The sequence below is a fragment of the Thermoanaerobacter sp. A7A genome (assembly GCF_000445185.1).
Taxonomy (GTDB): domain Bacteria; phylum Bacillota; class Thermoanaerobacteria; order Thermoanaerobacterales; family Thermoanaerobacteraceae; genus Thermoanaerobacter.
The window spans coordinates 1-17,463 of the sequence record NZ_AVAF01000051.1; the positions used below are offsets into that span (position 1 = coordinate 1).

The following is a 17,463-nucleotide window of genomic DNA, read 5'->3' on the forward strand; positions in this document are numbered from 1 at the left end:
AAAGCGTCTCCATAGAAGAGACGCTTATTTTATAACATGTTAAATATGCCTAAAGTGTTCAATTCTTTGTGTTTTTTAAGAAGTATATCGTAAAAATTAAGCCCTAAAACATTACACAAAGCGATTATGTAAAATACATTGTTACCTATTTCTGTTTCTATAACTTCTTTACAGTTTTCACAGAGTTGGCCTTCAAGATGGGTTTTGAAATATTTATGGGCTTCTTCCAGAGTTGCATCAGGAGGAGTTTCTTGTTTGGTGGCATTTATCCTTATGCAACCGCACTCGGTTACTGATTTAGCAACAGCTCTATTTATACGGGCACTGCTCTCTTGTATTTTTGTAAGTATGTCCATTATACTTCTGTGGCGTAAGAGGTATTCATCTACTGTATTTTGAAGGTCGTCTACAATAATATCTTTCATTTTTTGGTCCACTCCCGTTCTATGAGTTTTTAAGACTTCTCTTGCTTTTATTATAGACTTAAACCATTACCATGTCAATATTTAGAATGGCATTTAAATACATTATATAGCATTAATGTAATTTTAATCTTTTATTAAATTGACAATCCATCTACATAAGTAGTATACTGTAATTAACAACCACTTTATACGTGTAAAAATTGTGAAATATTTTTATTTATTCCCCCTATACTACTTATAATAATGTGAAAAATAGCCAATAATAGAGATAGGAGGTGATAATGTGGTGTATAAAATTATAAGAGGTGGAATTGGATTACTGGGAATGGCGGCGGGCTTTGAATTGGCAAAGCTTTTGCTAAATCTTGTAAAAGACCAGAATTTTGTGCTTATCCAGTTAAATTATTTTTCAACAGTGATTGCTTATGTTATAGGTACTTTAATAGGTGGAATCATATTTTATGTTATTTCTCCTAAATTTATAAAGTGGGGGAAAGACTTTGAACAGTGGTTGGAAGCAAAACTTCAGAATATGCCGATTGATGAAATTTTAATAGGAGCTTTTGGGCTAATAGTAGGGCTTATTGTGGCTAATTTGCTGAGCGCGCCTCTTTATCCTATTTCAGTTATAGGTAAAGTAGTGCCAATTCTCTTGAATTTATTTTTGGGGTATTTAGGTATTAGAATTTCTTTAAAGAAAAAAGAAGATATTTTAAATGTGTTTTCCTTTATGAAAAAATTGGGACCGCAAAAGACTGCTAAAAACGAGTATAGTGGAGTCCCAAAAATTTTGGATACTAGTGTAATTATAGATGGCAGGATATTTGACATATGTAAGACAGGCTTTATTGAAGGCCCTTTAATAATTCCGGCTTTTGTATTAGAGGAATTAAGACATATTGCAGATTCTTCTGATTCTTTAAAGAGAAATAGGGGTAGGCGAGGACTGGATGTTTTAAATAAAATACAAAATGAGTTAAATATCAAAGTAGAAATTGTAGATAAGGAAATTGATGCAGCAGAAGTAGATACAAAACTTTTGAAACTTGCCCAAATGCTAAAAGGCAAAATAATAACTAATGATTATAATTTAAACAAAGTAGCGGAATTTCACAGGGTCCCTGTTTTGAATATAAATGAACTTTCCAATGCGGTAAAACCAATTGTTCTTCCGGGAGAAGAAATGGTGGTGCAAGTTATTAAAGATGGCAAAGAGGCCGGGCAGGGGGTTGCTTATTTGGACGATGGCACGATGATTGTTGTAGACGGTGGAAAAAAATTCATAGGTAATACTATAGAAGTGCTTGTGACTAGTGTTTTGCAAACTGCCGCAGGAAGAATGATATTTGCAAAGTCCAAACAGGCAGAACAAGAAAAGGCTATATAAAAACGCAGGGAAACCTGTGTTTTTTTATGGAGAAATGATATAATTGGAGTGTGCATTATTTTACTTGTGAGGTAGAGAAAATGAATGCAAGTGCAGTTGTAGTGGCGGCAGGTAAAGGCATTAGAATGGGTCACACAGTAAATAAAGTATACCTTACTATAGCAGGTAAACCAGTTTTGTATTATTCTCTCAAAGCCTTTGATGAAATTGATTGGATTAAGGAAATTGTTGTTGTTGTATCAAAGGAAGAAATGGAATATTGCCAAGAAAATGTAGTAAAAAAGTATATTTTCAAAAAACCAATTAAATTAGTAGAAGGAGGTAGTGAAAGGCAGTATTCTGTTTATAATGGAATTACAAATACAAAGGTAGATTGCGAAATTATAGCAATTCATGATGGAGCAAGGCCTTTAATTGAGAAAGAAACAGTTATAAAAGCTTTAAAAGAAGCTTATTTACATAAAGCAGTAGCATTGGGAGTACCTGTAAAAGACACTATAAAAGTAGTTGATGGGAAAAATTTCATTTTAAATACTCCTGATAGAAAATATTTATGGGCAATTCAAACCCCTCAGGTATTTGAAAGGAATTTGATTATTAAAGCTCATCAAAAGGCACTGGAGGATGGTTTTTTGGGGACAGATGACACAATATTAGTGGAGAGATTGGGTTACAATGTAAAAGTAGTTGAAGGAGACTATAGAAATATAAAGATAACTACGCCTGAGGATTTGATTGTAGCAGAGGCTTTTTTAAAAAAATAACGTTTTTTGTGAATCCTCATATAATTTAATAGAGAATTTTCTATTAAATTGTATGAGGGTGATTTTATGGATAACCCTGTAGTTTTTGTACACGGGATATTTGGATCTATTTTTACTCCAACTCCTTTAGGTAAAATATGGAGTTTTGGTCCTGCGGCTTATGCTTATAGTCCCTTTATAGAAAATTTGGGCAAATTAGGCTTAGTAGAAGGGAAAAATCTATTTATATGTTATTATGAATGGTGGAAAAGTATACCCGATTCTGTTGATACCCTTAAACTGACTATTGAGGAGGCAAAAGCTAAGACTGGCAACACTAAAGTAGATTTGATATGCCATAGCATGGGAGGACTTTTAGCGAGAAGTTATATAGAGAGCGATAAATATCAATTTGATGTGGATAGATTGATATTTTTAGCTACTCCCCATTTTGGAGCGGCAAATGCTTATTATGGTTGGGAAGGGGGTACTGTAGCCCCAGAGGATGATGATTTTATAAACATGCTCTTTAAAGGGTTTTTGTGGATTTTTTCAAAAATAAAAGGAGAGAGTGATGCCATAGCTGTTATTAGAAAATATATCCCCTCTGTGAAAGACTTAATGCCTTCTCGCCAATATGGTAATTATATTTTTATGTATCCTACTCGATATGATAAAATTTTGTTTAAAAACATTGAGTATATGAAAGTTATAAATGAATTTTTGAATAGTCTAAATGAACAAATAGGAATTTTATACGACAGAGTCAAGAAAATCTATGTTTTTTCAGGAGATGGAATATATACTAATAAGTTTATTCAAGTAGAAAAACCAGTAAGTGAGATAGTATGGCCAGATGGCAAGCCAGTAGGTGTAATAAGGGACGATAAAGGGGACGGTACAGTCCTTAAAAAGAGCGCATTAGGGATAGAAGGAGAAAAATTTATTGTAAAAACAGGTCATATTGGAATTTTAAATGATTCTATTCCTTATTTGCAACAAATATTGGGTGTTAAAGAAAAGCCCCAAGTTTCTATTTTAGAAAAAGTTGTATCATATTTGAGCATGGTAACAGACAAAAAAATTATAGTGCTGGACAGAAGTAAAAATGCTATAAGTTATGATATCTTTGGCAAATTTGTGTGGCATCTCAATTTAAAACCTGAAGGAGAATATCGCATTTCTGTAAGAGAGCCTTTTTCATCAGAAGTATATATTGAGACTAACAAAGGTAATTTTGTAAAAAAGATTAAACCATCTCGCTTTGCAAGAGGTGTAAGTATGAGTTTAGAAGTTGATAAAGAAGGGAATTTTAGAGTAAAGGATGGTTGAAGTGAGAGTAGGGTTAGGATATGACGTCCACAAGTTTGAAAAAGGAAGAAAGTTAATGCTGGGAGGAGTAGAAATTCCCTATGATAAAGGTTTGGCGGGCCATTCTGATGCAGATGTTTTGATACACGCCTTAATTGATGCTATTTTAGGAGCAGCTGGTTTAGGGGATATAGGGGAGCACTTTCCTGATACGGAGATAGCCTATAAAGATATTGATAGTAGCCTTTTATTAAAAAAAGTGTTGGTAATAATAGGGAATAAATTCAGACTAAATAATGTGGATTGTATTATTATAGCGCAAAGGCCTAAGTTATCTCCTTATAAAGAGCAAATTAGAATAAAATTATCAGAATTATTAAAAATTGAGAAAGAAAGAATAAATGTAAAAGCAAAAACAGAAGAAGGATTAGGTTTCACAGGTAGACAAGAGGGAATAAAAGCCTATGCTATTGTCAGTTTAGAAGAATTAGGTGTTGACATAAAAAAGTAGGTAAAATAAAATTTACTTAAAATTATAACTTAGGAGGATGAAGATGAGACTATCGCAGCTGTTAGTTCCGACTTTAAGAGAAATTCCTGCTGAAGCTGAAATTCCTAGCCATATTTTAATGTTAAAGGCTGCATTGATGAGGAAATTGGCTTCAGGGGTATATATTTATTTGCCATTAGGGCAAAGGATACTTAGAAAAGTGGAGCAAATTGTGAGAGAAGAGATGGACAGAGCTGGCAGCCAAGAAGTGCTTATGGCCGCTCTTATTCCTGCAGAGCTTTTGAAAGAAAGTGGAAGATGGGATGTATTTGGCCCTGAGATGTTTAAGCTAAAAGACAGAAATGAAAGAGACTTTTGCTTGGGGCCTACACACGAAGAGGTTTTTACAGACCTTATTAGAAATGAAGTGAAGTCTTATAGGCAGCTTCCTCTTATTTTATATCAAATTCAAACTAAGTTTAGAGATGAAAGGCGCCCGAGATTTGGTGTCATGAGAAGTAGAGAATTTATAATGAAGGATGCTTACAGCTTTGATGTAGATTGGGAAGGCTTGGATAAGTCCTTTAATAAAATGTATGAGGCTTACTGCCGAATATTTGATAGATGTGGACTTAAATATTTGGTTGTAGAAGCTGATTCAGGTGCTATGGGAGGAAAAGACTCAAAAGAGTTTATGGTGATTTCTAGTATAGGGGAAGCAGCAATAGCTTACTGTGACAATTGTGGTTATGCTGCAAATGAGGAAAAAGCAGAATGCCTTATCAATCAAGAAATAGTCGAAGAAATGTTGCCAAAAGAAAAAGTATATACACCAAATGTTAGAACAATTGAGGAGTTAGTTAACTTTTTGGGAATTACTCCTAATAAATTTGTAAAAACGCTTATATACAAGGGAAAGGACAACGTTGTAGCAGCATTAGTTCGAGGAGATAGAGACTTAAACGAAACAAAGCTCTTAAATATTTTAGGAATAAGAGAAGAAGAATTAGAATTAGCAGATGCCTCAATAGTTGAAAAGGTTACAGGAGCAAAAGTCGGATTTGCAGGACCTATAGGATTAAAAGGAGAAGTAATTATAATAGTAGATAATGAGATTCCGGAGATGAGAAATTTTATAGTAGGAGCAAATGAGACAGATTATCATATTAAAAATGTCAACTATGGTAGAGATTTTAAGGCTGATGTTGTGGCGGATATCAAAAATGTTATTGAAGGAGATAAGTGCCCAAGGTGTGGTTCGCCGCTTAAAATTGACAGAGGTATAGAAGTAGGACATATTTTTAAGTTGGGGACAAAGTACAGTGATGCATTGGGAGCTAAGTATGTAGATGAAGGTGGGAATGAAAAGCCAATTATAATGGGCTGCTATGGAATAGGAATTAATAGAACGGTGGCGGCTATTATAGAGCAACACCATGATGAGAAAGGTATTATATGGCCTATGAGTGTTGCACCCTATCATGTGATTATAGTACCTGTCAATGTTTCTAATGAAGCTCAAAATCGAGTAGCAGAAGATATATATGCTGTTTTGCAAAAAGAGGGAATAGAGGTTTTAATAGATGATAGAGATTTAAGAGCTGGTGTCAAATTTAATGATGCCGATTTGTTAGGAATACCTATAAGGATTACAGTTGGGAAAAAAGTAGATGATGGAATAGTGGAAATAAAATTGAGAGAAAAAGAAGAAGCAGAAGAGGTAAAAATTTCTGATGTCGTAGAAAAGGTGAAAAATATTATAAAAGAGAAGATGTGAGGGGTTCCTCAAAGGGAATCCCTTATTTTACATAAAAAAGTTTATATGTGAAAAAATATTTGTCAAAATTACACACACAATTGTCACTTCATCTATTTAAAAAGAGCAAAATTTGTTATAATTAAATCTAGTATAAAGTATTAACTTAAAAAAGGATGGAGTGACACACATGAGCAATTTGAGGGTTAGATTTGCGCCAAGCCCTACAGGAGCTATTCATATAGGAAATATAAGAACTGCTTTATTTAATTATCTTTTTTCAAGAAGTGAAGGGGCTACTTTTGTTTTAAGGATTGAAGACACGGACTTAGAAAGGTCTTCAAAAGAGTTTGAAGAATTAATTTTTAAAGAATTAGAGTGGTTAGGTATAGAATGGGACGAAGGACCAGATAAACCAGGTCCCTATGGCCCTTATAGGCAAAGTGAAAGACTTGAAATTTATCATAAATTTGCCCAGAAACTTATTGAAGAAAAAAAGGCATATAGATGTTATTGTACTCCGGAGGAATTAGAAGAAGATAGAAGAAAGGCAGTAGAAAGAGGAGATATACCTTGTTATTCTGGAAGGTGTAGGTATCTTACAAAGGAGCAAGAAGAGGCTTTTATAAGAGAGGGAAGAAAACCTGTAATAAGGTTTATTGTCCCTGACGATGAAGTTGTAGAGTTTGAAGACATGATAAAAGGGAAAATTACAATAAAAAGTGATACTTTAGGCGGGGACATGGTAATTGTCAAATCAGACGGAATGCCTACTTACAATTTTGCAGTTGTAATAGATGACGCTCTTATGAAGATTACCCATGTCATAAGAGGAGAAGACCATATATACAATACTCCGAAACAGATACTCATTTACAAGGCTTTAGGATTTGAAATTCCTAAGTTTGCCCATGCGCCTTTAATATTGGGACCAGATAGGACTAAACTTTCTAAAAGGCATGGGAATACTTATATAGGCCAGTATAGAGAATTGGGATATTTGCCAGAAGCTATGTTTAACTTTTTATCTCTTTTAAGTTGGTCACCGGAGGATAATGTAGAAATCATGTCAAAAGAAGAAATAATAAAGAAATTTAATTTCAGAAGGATTCACAGTGCTAATCCTGTCTTTGATATTGAAAAGCTTAATTGGATGAACCAACAGTATATACAAAAAAGCTCTGTTGAGAGAATTGTAGATTTGGCTATTCCACATTTAAGAAGGGCAGGATACATTGACGAAATAGATGATATGGTGTATAATTGGCTAAAGGATGTAATATCTCTTTACAAAGATGGACTCCAATATGTGGCTCAAATTGCTGAGAGAGCTAAGATGTTTTTTGTAGAAGAAGTTAACTATCTTGATGAAACAATAAAAATATTGGATAGTCCAAATAGTAAAATTGTACTAGAAGCAGTTAAAAAAGCCATAGAAGAAGTGGATGAAGTAACAGAGGAATATGTAAAAGATTTGCTTAAAAAGTTGCAGAAAGAAACCAAGGTAAAAGGGAAAGAATTTTTCTTGCCAATCAGAGTAGCAATAACAGGAGAAGACCATGGACCTGAATTGGTGAAGATTATTCCTCTTTTGGGGAAGGATAAAGTTATAAATAGGCTTAAAAAAGCGATAAGTTTAATAAAGTAAAAAGCGATGAGGAGAAGAGTATTATAACATAAGCCTTCAGAGAAGAGCTACCATAGGCTGCGAGTAGCTCGAGGATATGTTATAAGAAGTGCATCTCCGAGCTGTATCCCTGAAATTTTAGTAGGGGGTTACCGGCCTTTGCCGTTATCTAAAATGAGTGGAGTTTAAAACTCAAGCAGAGTGGAACCACGGGAGTCCCCCCTCGTCTCTGAGATGAGGGGGGTAAATTTTTAAGGAGGTGTTTGGTATGTTTAAAACTTTAAAAGAAGACATCCAAGTTATTTTTGAAAGAGACCCTGCTGCCAAAAGTGTGCTGGAGGTTATATTATGTTATCCCGGGCTTCATGCCATAATACTACACAGAATTGCTCATTATTTATATAAAAAAGGGTTAATTTTAATCCCGCGGCTTATTTCACAGTTTAATAGATTTCTCACAGGGATTGAAATACATCCTGGTGCTAAGATAGGTAGGAGGTTTTTTATCGATCACGGCATGGGAGTTGTAATTGGGGAGACTACAGAGATTGGTGACAATGTGACAATATATCAAGGAGTAACTTTAGGAGGTACAGGGAAAGAAAAAGGAAAAAGACATCCTACTATAAAAAATAATGTAGTTATAGGAAGTGGAGCTAAAGTATTAGGTCCTATTGTAGTGGGAGAAAATTCAAAAATAGGTGCAGGAGCAGTTGTATTAAAAGATGTACCACCTAATAGCACAGTAGTCGGAGTACCTGCTCGCTGTGTGAAAAAAGATAATATACGTATAGCTTCTCCGTATGTGGTAGATTTAGAGCATGGTAAACTTCCTGACCCTGTGGAAGAGGAATTGCAAAAATTGAGAAAGAGGATTGAGAGGTTAGAGCAAATTTTAATTGAAAGGAAGGGAGAGAAAGATGAAGCTGTATAATACTCTTTCAAGGACAAAAGAAGAATTTGAACCTTTAAATGATAAGATAGTGAACATGTATGTTTGTGGACCTACTGTATATAATTACATCCACATAGGAAATGCAAGGGCTTTTATTGTATTTGATACAGTGAGAAGATATTTAGAATATAAAGGTTATAAAGTAAATTACGTTCAAAATTTTACTGATATTGACGATAAAATAATTAAAAGAGCCCAAGAAGAAAATGTTACTACAAAAGAAGTAGCGGAAAAATATATAGAAGAATATTTTATAGATGCAGATAATTTGGGTATAAAAAGAGCAACAGTTCATCCTAAAGCGACAGAGCATATAGAAGATATAATCGAATTTATAAAGATTTTAATCGACAAAGGATATGCTTATGTGGTAAATGGAAATGTTTATTTTGAAACTGCGAAATTTAAGGATTATGGAAAGCTTTCTCACAAAAATATAGAAGAATTGCAAGCAGGGGCAAGAATTGAGATAAACGAAGAAAAGAAAAATCCATTGGATTTTGTTCTCTGGAAAGCTCAAAAGCCCGGTGAACCTGCATGGGATAGTCCCTGGGGAAAGGGAAGACCAGGATGGCATATAGAATGCTCTGTTATGTCTACGAAATATTTGGGGAAAACTTTAGATATCCACGCAGGAGGTCCTGATTTGGTATTCCCTCATCATGAGAACGAAATTGCTCAGAGTGAAGCAGCATATGGTCAACCGTTTTCCAAATATTGGATGCACATAGGGTATTTAAATATAAACAATGAAAAGATGTCAAAATCTAAAGGGAATTTCTTTACAGTAAGAGAAATAACAGAGAAATACAATCCTGAAGTTTTAAGACTTTTTATGCTTATGGCTCACTACAGAAGTCCCATTAATTTTAGTTTAGATTTAATGGAGCAGGCTAAGTCCGCTTATGAAAGATTGTTAAATGCGGTGGCCAATTTAAAACATTTGCTTACTGTGTGCAAAGACAGGGAATTAAACGAAGAAGAAAAGAGAATAAAGGAAAAGTTTGAAGAATATAAAAAGGAATTTGAAGATGCAATGGATGACGATTTTAACACTGCGGATGCCATATCGGTTTTGTTTGAAATGTCAAAAACTGCTAATACAAATATCAGTGGAAATTCTTCGAAGAAATTGGTAGAATATATTTTAGATATATTTTTAAAACTCTCAGAAATTTTAGGACTTTCTTACAGAGGCGTGGAGACTGAGCTCAATGATGAAGAAATACTTGCTTTAATAGAAGAAAGGCAAAAAGCAAGAAAAGAAAAGAATTGGAAGTTAGCTGATGAAATAAGAGATAGACTGAGAGAAAAAGGAATAATTTTGGAAGACACACCAGAGGGAGTAAGATGGAAAAGAGTATGATGGGGTTTTTGGAAAATACAGAGTTACTTACGAAGGAGGGGGTGTTAAGTTTATCCCCCCTTGTTTTAGCTTTTATTGGAGATGCTGTGTATAGTTTATACATTCGCACCAAAATTGTGGCCCAAAAAAATCAGCCTGTTAATTTTTTGCACAAAGAGACAGTTAAGTACGTAAAAGCCAAAGCTCAGGCAGAATCTGTAAAAAGAATTTATGATCTTCTCTCAGAAGAGGAAAAAGATATAGTTAGAAGAGGAAGGAATATGAAGTCTAATACTACACCTAAAGGAGTAGAAGTACAGGCCTATAGATATGCTACGGGATTTGAAGCTTTGCTAGGTTATCTATATCTTGCAGGAGAATTTGAAAGATTAAAAAACATTCTTGAGCTTTCTGTACAAGTTATTGAAGAATAGGTGATGATTATGAAAGAGCAGGATATAATTTTTGGTAGAAATCCAGTAATCGAAGCTATAAAAAGTGGGAAGGAAATTGAAAAAATATATGTTTCTAAAACAGCAGGAGGAAATATTTCAAAGATAATAAATTTTGCCAAAGAAGCAGGTATTGTAGTTTCTACTACTGATAATGATACTTTAAGTGAACTTGCCGGTAGTCGAAATCACCAAGGGGTCGTAGCTTTATCTGCTGTCTATAAATACTTTGAAGTAGATGACCTTTTGGAATATGCTGAACAAAAGAAAGAAAAGCCTTTTTTGTTGATATTAGATGAGATAACTGACCCTCACAATTTAGGTGCGATTATAAGAAGCGCAGAGGCTTTTGGGGTCCATGGGATAATAATTCCAAAAAGGCGGGCTGTAGGGGTAAATGCTACTGTTGTAAAAACTTCTGCTGGAGCAGTAGAACATATGAGAATAGCAAAAGTATCAAATATTAACAATACAATACGAGATTTAAAAGAAAGAGGCTTGTGGATTGTTGGAACGGATGTAAATGCGGAAAAAAGTTTTGAAGAGCTGAATTATGATTTTCCTGTTGCTTTTGTCATTGGGAATGAAGGAAAAGGGGTTTCGAAATTAGTTTTACAAAATTGTGATTTTGTAGTCAAAATCCCCATGAAGGGTAAGATAAACTCTTTAAATGCTTCTGTAGCAGCCTCCATTTTAATTTATCAAGTAGTTTCAAAAAGAAAAGATAAGGCGTGATGTCCTTGTACATGTTGGTGGATGGTTATAATGTAATAAATAATTGGCAGATACTAAAAGAAGAAGCGCAAAAAAACTTGGAAGATGCGCGGGACAAGTTAATAGATATGTTGGCTGATTTTAAAGGATATTCGGGGATAAATATAATATTAGTTTTTGATGCAATGTATGTAAAAGGAAGTCTAGAAAAACATGAAGAAATTAGTGGTATTGAGGTCGTTTACACAAGAGAAGGCGAATCGGCAGATCATTTTATAGAGTTAAAAGTAGTGGAATTAGCGAAAAAGGAGCAAGTAATTGTGGTAAGTTCCGATTGGACTGTGCAGCAGGTGGTTTTAGCTCATGGTGCAATAAGAATGTCTGCAAGAGAGCTTTACGAGGAAATGAATAAATACATTGAAAGTCATAAAAAAAGCTATGTGAATACAATTTGTAAAGATAATTTGGAAGAACGACTTGATAATGAAATAGTAAAAAAGCTGCGTAAAATGGCAGAAAACAGTTAAAATTAGCTTGACTACCTTTACCAATATAATGTATAATTATAACGTATAAAGTTGCCGGAATAATAAATGGGGGCGGTATTGGTGAAATCTGGGGCGCAGCAGGATTACTATCAACTCTATGATCAAATGGAAGAAGAGGAGGTAGTTTTTAGAGCTCAAAAAGGCGATGAAATTGCTTTAGAGTACCTTATTGAAAGGTATAAAAGCTTTGTAAAAGCAAAAGCTCGTGCTTATTTTTTAGTTGGTGCGGATAAGGAAGATATTATTCAAGAAGGGATGATAGGCCTTTATAAAGCAATTCGGGATTATAAAAGTGACAAGCTCACTTCTTTCAAGGCTTTTGCGGAATTATGTGTGACTCGTCAAATTATTACTGCTATTAAAACTGCAACAAGGCAGAAGCACATACCCCTTAATTCTTATGTTTCCCTCAATAAGCCCATCTTTGATGAAGAATCTGATAGGACTCTGATGGACGTTGTTTCTACCCAGTGCATTGCTGACCCTGAAGAGTTAATAATAAGCAAAGAGGAATACGTTAACATTGAGAGCAAGATGGGAGAATTGTTGAGCGGCTTAGAGTGGGAGGTCTTGGTATCATATTTAGATGGTAAGTCTTATCAAGAAATTGCTGAAGATTTAAATAGGCATGTTAAATCCATAGATAATGCTCTACAACGGGTAAAAAGAAAATTAGAAAGATATCTTGAAATGAGGAACAGCTAACTATTGACATTTAGAAAACTTTATAGTAAAATCAAAAATCGGAGTCGTGATATTCCCTTTTGCCCACGTAGCTCAGTAGGCAGAGCGTCGCCTTGGTAAGGCGGAGGTCACCGGTTCGATCCCGGTCGCGGGCTCCAATTTTGTTATTGAAGTTTTTTTTATTATACAAGGTTTGGAATTTTTTAAAGCACACGAATAAAGAATGTATAAAGTGTCATTTTTGTGACATAATTTTAAGAAACACCAGGATAAGTTTATTGTGTAAAGGAGGAAAAGAGGATGGCGAAGCAAAAATTTGAGAGGAAGAAGCCCCACGTAAACGTAGGGACGATAGGTCACGTAGACCATGGTAAGACGACATTAACAGCAGCGATAACGATGGTATTATCGAAGGTAGGGATGGCAGAGGCTAAGGGATATGATGAGATAGACAAGGCACCAGAGGAGAAAGCAAGGGGAATAACGATAAACACGACTCACGTAGAATATGAGACAGAGAAGAGGCACTATGCGCACGTAGACTGTCCAGGTCATGCTGACTATGTAAAGAACATGATAACAGGGGCAGCACAGATGGACGGGGCGATATTAGTAGTATCAGCAGCAGATGGTCCGATGCCCCAGACGAGGGAGCACATATTATTAGCGAGGCAGGTAGGAGTGCCATATATAGTAGTATTTTTAAACAAGGCAGACATGGTAGACGATCCAGAATTAATAGAATTAGTAGAGATGGAAGTAAGGGAATTACTAAACGAATATGAATTTCCAGGGGATGACACACCGATAGTAGTAGGGTCGGCATTAAAGGCATTGGAATGCGGATGTGGCAAGAGAGAGTGCGAATGGTGCGGGAAGATATGGGAGTTAATGGATGTAGTAGACGAATATATACCGACACCGGAGAGAGACATAGACAAGCCATTTTTGATGCCAGTAGAGGACGTATTTACGATAACAGGAAGAGGAACTGTTGCGACAGGAAGAGTAGAGAGAGGGAAGGTAAAGGTAGGAGACGAAGTAGAGATAATAGGATTGACGACAGAATCGAGGAGGACAGTAGTAACAGGGGTAGAGATGTTCAGGAAGACGATGGATGAGGCGCAAGCAGGAGACAACATAGGAGTATTATTAAGAGGAGTACAGAGGGACGAAATAGAGAGAGGGCAAGTATTAGCGAAGCCAGGGACGATAAAGCCGCACACGAAATTTGAGGCGCAAGTTTACGTATTGACGAAAGAAGAGGGAGGAAGGCACACACCATTTTTCAATGGATACAGGCCACAATTTTACTTTAGGACGACAGACGTGACAGGGGTAATAAACTTACCGGATGGAGTAGAGATGGTGATGCCAGGGGACCATGTAACGATAAAAGTAGAGTTAATAACACCGATAGCGATGGAAGAAGGTTTGAAGTTTGCTATAAGAGAAGGCGGCCGTACAGTAGGTGCTGGCGTCGTGTCAGCTATCATAGAATAAAGAGAAGCCGGGTTCAAACCTGGCTTCTTTTGAGTTAAATCAATGGCTTTAGTAGACTGTGGAAAATGTCAATCAATGAGCCACCCATAAATCTTTGACACAGACTTTTTGTTTTTGGTGATTGACAAGAAGTTATATTTATGATAAATTTGACTAAGCAGTCGAATCACCGGGAGGTGTAATAATTGAGAGTAAAAATTACGTTGGCATGTACTGAGTGTAAAAATAGAAACTACCATACGACAAAAAATAAGAAGAATGACCCTGATAGGTTAGAATTAATGAAATATTGCAAATTCTGCAAAAAGCATACCTTGCATAGAGAGACTAAGTAGTTTTTAAAACTTCAAGAGGATGTGAGGAAATGGCCGGTGAAGGAAGAAAAATTGTCAAGTTTTTCAAAGATATAAGGGCAGAAATGAAAAAGGTGACATGGCCAAGCAGAAAAACTGTGATAACTTATACTGAAATTGTATTAATAGTAATGGCTCTTTTGACAGTATTCATTTTTTTGATTGACTCAATTTTTAGTTACCTATTAAAGCTCATTATTAAAGTTTAAAGGAGGTTGGGGCGAGTCCCCAGAGGTTGACTATGCCAGAAAAAGAAAATGCAAAGTGGTATGTGGTTCATACCTATTCTGGATATGAAAACAAAGTTAAGGCTAATTTAGAGAAAATTGTAGAGAATAGGAATTTGCAGCATTTAATTCACCAAATTATCGTACCTACGGAAAAAGTTGTTGAGGTTAAAGACGGTAAAAAGAAAACTGTCGAGAGAAAGATTTTCCCGGGTTACGTTTTGGTGAAAATGGTTATGACAGATGATACTTGGTATGTTGTGCGAAATACCAGGGGCGTTACAGGATTTGTAGGCCCTGGATCTAAACCTGTACCATTGACTGAAGCGGAAGTTAGAGCTTTAGGTATAAAAGAGATTCCAACTGCAGTTGACCTTAATGTAAAAGATACTGTCAGGGTTATTTCTGGGCCTTTTGAGAATTTTATTGGAGTAGTTCAAGAGATTTATCCAGAAAGACAAAAGGCGAAAGTTTTAATTTCTATGTTTGGGAGAGAGACACCGGTTGAATTTGACCTTGTACAACTTCAAAAAATATAAAAGTAGAAACTCATAAGCTATTTTAATTTTGTAAGGAGGTGTAATCATGGCAAAGAAAGTGGCAGCAGTTGTAAAAATACAGTTGCCAGCGGGAAAAGCTACTCCTGCGCCACCAGTAGGTACTGCTTTAGGACCTCACGGTGTTAATATAATGGCTTTTTGTAAAGAATTCAATGAAAGGACAGCCAAAGACGCAGGGCTAATAATTCCTGTTGTTATTACAATATATGCAGACAGGTCATTTAGTTTTATAACTAAAACTCCACCAGCAGCTGTGCTATTGAAGAAAGCAGCTGGAATAGAGTCAGGTTCTCCGCAACCTAACAAACAAAAAGTAGGAAAAATTACAAGGGAGCAGCTTAGAGAAATTGCTGAAATCAAGATGAGGGACTTAAATGCTTCTGATATAGAGGCTGCTATGCGGATGATAGCAGGTACTGCAAGAAGCATGGGTATAGAGATTGTATAAAAATAAGTGGGAGGAAAGTCCGATAATACCACAAGGAGGTTAGAAAATGAAACGTGGGAAAAAATATTTAGAGAGCTTAAAGTTATATGACAAAACACAGCAGTATTCCAGTGATGAAGCTATAGACATTGTATTGAAAACTGCAAAGGCAAATTTTGACGAAACAATTGATCTAGCTGTAAGATTAGGTGTTGATCCAAGACATGCTGACCAACAGGTAAGAGGTACAGTAGTGCTTCCTCACGGAACAGGAAAGAGTGTGAAAGTATTAGTTTTTGCAAAAGGGGAAAAAGCTAAAGAAGCAGAAGCAGCAGGTGCTGACTATGTGGGAGCAGAAGAATTAGTTGCAAAAATACAAAATGAAAATTGGTTTGATTATGATGTTGTAGTTGCAACCCCAGATATGATGGGAGTTGTAGGGAGATTAGGTAAAATATTAGGGCCAAAAGGATTAATGCCAAATCCTAAATCAGGTACTGTGACTTTTGATTTAGAAAAAGCTATTAAAGAAATTAAAGCTGGTAAGATTGAGTACAGGGTGGATAAAGCAGGTATAATTCATGTTCCTATAGGGAAAAAATCCTTTGGGAAAGAGAAGTTATTAGAAAACTTCAGAGCAGTTATGGATGCTATAATCAAGTCCAAACCAGCAGCCGCAAAAGGACAATACATCAAAAGTGTAGTGTTATCTTCTACAATGGGACCAGGTGTGAAGGTTAATCCTTTAAAGATTTTTTAATAAAAGTTGTTGACAGACAAAAAGATGTAAGGTATAATAAGTGACGTTGAAATTGAATAAAAAGACCGTAGACAGTGGGTGTGCTTTTGCACGTAAATCCCACCGAGGTTTTTAGAAATAAATTCCCAAAAGGGATCCTCGTGTCTACGGGATCCTTTTTAAATTTTTTAAGGAGGTGGGAAGGTGGGCACAGCAAAAGAGAAAAAGCAACAAATAGTAGCAGAGTTTAAAGACAAATTGTCACGAGCACAAACAGTGATTTTTTCAAACTTTAGTGGCTTGACTGTAGAAGATGATACTATATTAAGACGCAAATTTAGAGAAGCTAATTCTGAGTACAAAGTCTACAAAAATACTTTAATGACTATTGCAGCTAAGGAACTAGGCTATGGAGATGATTTAATTAAGTATTTTGAAGGGCCAACTTCTGTAGCTTTTGGATATGATGACCCCGTTGCGCCTGCTAAAGTTCTTGTCGAATTTATGAAAGACCACAAGGGAATTGAGTTAAAAGCAGGTCTTGTAAATGGGAAGTTAGTGACAGTTGAGGAAATTAAGGCTTTGGCGGAGCTTCCTTCAAGGGAAGAGCTTGTGGCGAAAGCTTTGGGCAGCATGAAAGCTCCTATTACCAACCTCGTTTTCGTGTTGTCTGGCACTTTGAGAAGCCTGCTTTATGCTTTAAATGCAGTGAAAGAGAAAAAGCAAGCTGAAGCTTGAAAATAAAAATAAAAATTTTAAGATGGAGGTAGAGAAAATGAGCAAAGAGGAAATTTTGGAAGCCATAAAAAATATGACAGTTCTAGAATTAGCTGAATTGGTAAAAGCTTTAGAGGAGGAATTTGGCGTATCTGCGGCAGCTCCTGTAGCAGTTGCAGCAGCTCCAGCAGCTGGAGCACCAGCAGCAGCACCAGCTGAAGAAAAAACAGAATTTGATGTTATTTTACAAGAAGTAGGTAGTGACAAGATAAAAGTTATCAAGGTTGTGAGAGAAGTAACAGGCTTAGGACTAAAAGAAGCAAAAGATTTAGTAGAAAGTGCTCCAAAGCCAGTTAAAGAAGGAGTAAGCAAAGACGAAGCAAATCAAATCAAAGCAAAATTCGAAGAAGTTGGTGCAAAAGTAGAAATAAAATAAGGGCAAAAATTTTGCCCTTATTTTTTTATAAGCTAATTGCGATGTTTGAAACCGAAGTAACAAC

General features: G+C 35.7%; 21 protein-coding genes, 1 tRNA gene and 2 other annotated features. Of the genes, 21 read left to right on the forward strand and 1 reads right to left on the reverse strand.

The annotated features are described in order from the left end of the window. Positions 1 to 29: 29 nt before the first annotated feature. Positions 30 to 425 (reverse strand): hypothetical protein, encoded by a 396-nt coding sequence (locus tag M663_RS0103345; protein WP_029687920.1) that lies wholly within the window; start codon positions 423 to 425, stop codon positions 30 to 32. Positions 426 to 708: 283 nt separating this feature from the next. Between M663_RS0103345 and M663_RS0103350 the strand changes: the two genes are divergently transcribed. From M663_RS0103350 to rplL, 21 genes are all read left to right on the forward strand, one after another. Further along, positions 709 to 1,812 (forward strand): PIN/TRAM domain-containing protein, encoded by a 1,104-nt coding sequence (locus tag M663_RS0103350; protein ID WP_029687921.1) that lies wholly within the window; start codon positions 709 to 711, stop codon positions 1,810 to 1,812. An 80-nt stretch (positions 1,813 to 1,892) separates the two neighbouring features. Continuing rightward, positions 1,893 to 2,576 carry a 2-C-methyl-D-erythritol 4-phosphate cytidylyltransferase gene (ispD, locus tag M663_RS0103355; protein WP_029687922.1) on the forward strand — a complete coding sequence of 228 codons (684 nt, stop codon included), beginning with the start codon at positions 1,893 to 1,895 and terminating at the stop codon, positions 2,574 to 2,576. A gap of 66 nt (positions 2,577 to 2,642) precedes the next feature. Next, positions 2,643 to 3,887 (forward strand): alpha/beta hydrolase, encoded by a 1,245-nt coding sequence (locus M663_RS0103360; protein ID WP_029687923.1) that lies wholly within the window; start codon positions 2,643 to 2,645, stop codon positions 3,885 to 3,887. Then, complete coding sequence (gene ispF / locus M663_RS0103365; RefSeq protein ID WP_029687924.1) at positions 3,880 to 4,377, forward strand: 2-C-methyl-D-erythritol 2,4-cyclodiphosphate synthase; 498 nt, start codon at positions 3,880 to 3,882, stop codon at positions 4,375 to 4,377. Before M663_RS0103360 ends, ispF begins: the two co-directional genes overlap by 8 nt. Positions 4,378 to 4,420: 43 nt before the next feature. After that, positions 4,421 to 6,133, forward strand: a complete 1,713-nt coding sequence (locus M663_RS0103370) for a proline--tRNA ligase (protein WP_029687925.1) — start codon at positions 4,421 to 4,423, stop codon at positions 6,131 to 6,133. A 169-nt stretch (positions 6,134 to 6,302) separates the two neighbouring features. After that, entirely contained in the window at positions 6,303 to 7,760 is a 1,458-nt protein-coding gene (gltX, locus tag M663_RS0103375) for a glutamate--tRNA ligase (protein WP_029687927.1), read from the forward strand. After that, positions 7,758 to 7,973: a binding site (T-box leader), on the forward strand. (Overlaps the previous gene by 3 nt.) 34 nt (positions 7,974 to 8,007) lie before the next feature. Beyond that, positions 8,008 to 8,673, forward strand: a complete 666-nt coding sequence (cysE, locus tag M663_RS0103380; RefSeq protein WP_003868433.1) for a serine O-acetyltransferase — start codon at positions 8,008 to 8,010, stop codon at positions 8,671 to 8,673. Then, the gene (cysS, locus tag M663_RS0103385; RefSeq protein WP_003868434.1) at positions 8,660 to 10,060 is read left to right on the forward strand and encodes a cysteine--tRNA ligase; all 1,401 of its coding nucleotides are present in this window, start codon (positions 8,660 to 8,662) and stop codon (positions 10,058 to 10,060) included. The genes cysE and cysS overlap by 14 nt, the downstream gene beginning before the upstream one ends. Then, positions 10,045 to 10,473, forward strand: a complete 429-nt coding sequence (locus M663_RS0103390) for a Mini-ribonuclease 3 (RefSeq protein WP_003868435.1) — start codon at positions 10,045 to 10,047, stop codon at positions 10,471 to 10,473. The genes cysS and M663_RS0103390 overlap by 16 nt, the downstream gene beginning before the upstream one ends. Before the next feature lie 9 nt (positions 10,474 to 10,482). Further along, the gene (rlmB, locus tag M663_RS0103395) at positions 10,483 to 11,226 is read left to right on the forward strand and encodes a 23S rRNA (guanosine(2251)-2'-O)-methyltransferase RlmB (protein WP_029687928.1); all 744 of its coding nucleotides are present in this window, start codon (positions 10,483 to 10,485) and stop codon (positions 11,224 to 11,226) included. After that, on the forward strand, positions 11,226 to 11,732 hold the full coding sequence (locus tag M663_RS0103400; RefSeq protein WP_029687929.1) for an NYN domain-containing protein: 507 nt from the start codon (positions 11,226 to 11,228) through the stop codon (positions 11,730 to 11,732). The genes rlmB and M663_RS0103400 overlap by 1 nt, the downstream gene beginning before the upstream one ends. Positions 11,733 to 11,813: 81 nt before the next feature. Continuing rightward, complete coding sequence (sigH, locus tag M663_RS0103405) at positions 11,814 to 12,458, forward strand: RNA polymerase sporulation sigma factor SigH (protein WP_029687930.1); 645 nt, start codon at positions 11,814 to 11,816, stop codon at positions 12,456 to 12,458. A 61-nt stretch (positions 12,459 to 12,519) separates the two neighbouring features. Then, positions 12,520 to 12,595 (forward strand) — tRNA-Thr (locus tag M663_RS0103410). Between the two features lie 142 nt (positions 12,596 to 12,737). Further along, positions 12,738 to 13,940: an elongation factor Tu gene (gene tuf, locus M663_RS0103415; RefSeq protein WP_029687932.1), complete on the forward strand. Its 1,203-nt coding sequence runs from the start codon at positions 12,738 to 12,740 to the stop codon at positions 13,938 to 13,940. A gap of 185 nt (positions 13,941 to 14,125) precedes the next feature. Beyond that, positions 14,126 to 14,275: a 50S ribosomal protein L33 gene (rpmG, locus tag M663_RS15135; RefSeq protein ID WP_004402360.1), complete on the forward strand. Its 150-nt coding sequence runs from the start codon at positions 14,126 to 14,128 to the stop codon at positions 14,273 to 14,275. 29 nt (positions 14,276 to 14,304) lie between these two features. Further along, a complete protein-coding gene (gene secE, locus M663_RS0103420) occupies positions 14,305 to 14,502 on the forward strand; it encodes a preprotein translocase subunit SecE (RefSeq protein WP_003868693.1) in 198 nt (65 codons plus the stop codon). Between the two features lie 32 nt (positions 14,503 to 14,534). After that, positions 14,535 to 15,059, forward strand: coding sequence for a transcription termination/antitermination protein NusG (gene nusG / locus M663_RS0103425; protein WP_029687934.1), 525 nt, complete (start codon positions 14,535 to 14,537; stop codon positions 15,057 to 15,059). A gap of 46 nt (positions 15,060 to 15,105) precedes the next feature. Next, positions 15,106 to 15,528, forward strand: a complete 423-nt coding sequence (rplK, locus tag M663_RS0103430) for a 50S ribosomal protein L11 (RefSeq protein ID WP_029687935.1) — start codon at positions 15,106 to 15,108, stop codon at positions 15,526 to 15,528. A gap of 46 nt (positions 15,529 to 15,574) precedes the next feature. Then, complete coding sequence (rplA, locus tag M663_RS0103435; protein WP_003868696.1) at positions 15,575 to 16,267, forward strand: 50S ribosomal protein L1; 693 nt, start codon at positions 15,575 to 15,577, stop codon at positions 16,265 to 16,267. Between the two features lie 47 nt (positions 16,268 to 16,314). After that, positions 16,315 to 16,437 (forward strand) — a sequence feature (ribosomal protein L10 leader region). A 13-nt stretch (positions 16,438 to 16,450) separates the two neighbouring features. Beyond that, positions 16,451 to 16,984 (forward strand): 50S ribosomal protein L10, encoded by a 534-nt coding sequence (gene rplJ, locus M663_RS0103440; RefSeq protein WP_003868697.1) that lies wholly within the window; start codon positions 16,451 to 16,453, stop codon positions 16,982 to 16,984. Positions 16,985 to 17,021: 37 nt separating this feature from the next. Beyond that, positions 17,022 to 17,399 (forward strand): 50S ribosomal protein L7/L12, encoded by a 378-nt coding sequence (gene rplL, locus M663_RS0103445; protein ID WP_003868698.1) that lies wholly within the window; start codon positions 17,022 to 17,024, stop codon positions 17,397 to 17,399. Positions 17,400 to 17,463: the final 64 nt, after the last annotated feature.